This window comes from Actinomycetospora sp. (genome assembly GCF_055612215.1).
In genome coordinates this window covers 1-2,492 of the sequence record NZ_JBVPVA010000861.1, presented here as the reverse complement: position 1 = coordinate 2,492, position 2,492 = coordinate 1, and the positions used below count along the sequence as shown (strand labels likewise).

At 69.9% G+C, this 2,492-nt stretch carries 1 protein-coding gene; it reads right to left on the bottom strand.

From position 1 onward, the window contains the following. On the bottom strand, positions 1-2,492 hold a 2,492-nt coding region (gene icmF / locus AC0CYZ_RS23470), incomplete at both ends, for a fused isobutyryl-CoA mutase/GTPase IcmF (RefSeq protein ID WP_472219814.1).

The window sequence follows — 2,492 nt, the reverse complement described above, 5'->3', positions numbered from 1 at the left end:
GGCGTCGGGCGGCGGCAGGAACGTGTTGACGCCGATGATCGGGAGCGTCCCGTCGTGCTTGCGGCCCTCGTAGAGCATCGACTCGTCCTGGATCTTGCCGCGCTGGTAGCCGGTCTCCATGGCGCCCAGCACGCCGCCGCGCTCGGCGATCCGGTCGAACTCGACGAGCACGGCCTCCTCGACGAGGTCGGTGAGCTCGTCGATCACGAACGAGCCCTGCAGCGGGTTCTCGTTGAGCGACAGGCCCCATTCCTTGTTGATGATCATCTGGATGGCCAGCGCCCGGCGCACCGACTCCTGCGAGGGCGTGGTGACGGCCTCGTCGTAGGCGTTGGTGTGGAGCGAGTTCGCGTTGTCGTAGAGCGCGCACAGCGCCTGCAGCGTGGTGCGGATGTCGTTGAACTGCATCTCCTGCGCGTGCAGGGACCGCCCCGAGGTCTGGACGTGGTACTTGAGCTTCTGCGAGCGTTCGTTCGCGCCGTAGCGCTCGCGCATCGCCACCGCCCAGATGCGCCGCGCGACGCGGCCGATCACGGAGTACTCGGCGTCCATGCCGTTGGAGAAGAAGAACGACAGGTTCGGCGCGAAGTCGTCGATCGCCATGCCGCGCGCGAGGTAGGACTCGACGTAGGTGAACCCGTTCGACAGGGTGAACGCGAGCTGCGAGATGGGGTTCGCCCCGGCCTCGGCGATGTGGTACCCGGAGATCGAGACCGAGTAGAAGTTGCGCACCTCGTGCGCGATGAACCACTCCTGGATGTCGGCCATCATCCGCAGCGAGAACTCGGTGGAGAAGATGCAGGTGTTCTGCCCCTGGTCCTCCTTGAGGATGTCGGCCTGCACCGTGCCGCGGACCTCGGAGACGGCGTGCGCGACGAGGTCGGTGCGCTCGTCGTCGTCCGGCTCCCGACCCTCGCGCTCGACGAAGGCGTCGACGACCTGGTCGATCGCGGTGTTCATGAAGAAGGCCAGCAGCGTGGGCGCCGGGCCGTTGATCGTCATCGACACCGACGTGGTCGGCGACGTGAGGTCGAACCCGGAGTAGAGCACCTTCATGTCGTCGAGCGTGGCGATCGAGACCCCGGAGGTGCCGACCTTCCCGTAGACGTCCGGGGGCGTGGCGGGGTCGCGGCCGTAGAGGGTGACCGAGTCGAAGGCCGTCGAGAGGCGCTTGGCGTCGGAGTCCTCGGAGAGGTAGTGGAACCGGCGGTTGGTGCGGAACGCGTCGCCCTCGCCCGCGAACATGCGGGCCGGGTCCTCGCCCTCGCGCTTGAACGCGAAGACCCCCGCGGTGAAGGGGAAGTGCCCGGGGAGGTTCTCGCGGCGCAGGAAGCGCAGCACCTCGGCGTCGGAGGTGAAGGGCGGCAGCGCGACCCGGTTGACCTTCGAGCCCGAGAGGGTCTCGCGGGTGAGCCGGGTGCGGAGCTCCTTGTCGCGGACGTGCACGACGAGCTCGTCGCCGGCGTAGTCCTCCTTGGTCTGCTCCCAGCCGTCGAGGAGCTCGGCCGCCTCGAGCGGCAGGGCGCGCTCGGCCTCCTCGAGGACCGCCGGCAGCTCGCCCGCGTCGCGGTCGCCGAGGGCCTCCGTCGCCTGCCGCAGCGCGGCGCGGCGTCCGGCGGCGGCGACCATCTCCTCGGTCTGCGCGTGGTAGCCGCGGACCGTCGCGGCGATGTCGGCGAGGTAGCGCTCCCGGTCGGCGGGGATGGCCGACCCGGCGAAGGTGGAGACGCTGGTGTCGGGGATCGCGAGGTGCCCGGGGCCCTCCGGCAGACCCTTGCCGCCCAGCAGCGAGACGAGCTTGCCGTAGAGCGCGGTGACGCCCTCGTCGTGGAAGGTGGCCGCGGAGGTCCCGTAGACGGGCATGTCCTCCCAGCTGGCGCCCCACTCGTCACGGTTGCGCAGGATCTGGCGGGCGACGTCGCGGCGGGCGTCCTCGCCGCCGCGGCGCTCGAACTTGTTGATCGCGACGACGTCCGCGAAGTCGAGCATGTCGATCTTCTCGAGCTGTGAGGCGGCGCCGAACTCGGGCGTCATCACGTACAGCGAGACGTCGGCGAACTCGACGATGCCCGCGTCGCCCTGACCGATGCCGGGGGTCTCGACGATCACCAGGTCGAATCCGGCGGCACGACAGGCGTCGATGGCCCCGGCAACCGACGTGGGCACCTCGGTGCCGCTGCCCCGGGTGTCCATGGACCGGAAGTACACCTGCGGGGTGTGAATGGCGTTCATGCGGATGCGGTCACCCAGCAGGGCCCCGCCACCGCGTCGCTTCGTCGGGTCGACGGCCAGGACCGCGATCCTGAGCTTGTCGCCCTGATCCATACGGAACCGGAGGACGAGTTCGTCGGTCAACGACGACTTCCCCGAGCCCCCGGTTCCGGTGATGCCGACCACGGGCACGTCGTGGCGCCGCGCCGCAGCCGACAGAGAGGTCGCCACCGCCGGATCGAGGGTCCCCGACTCGATGGCGGTGATGGCCCGGGCCAGGG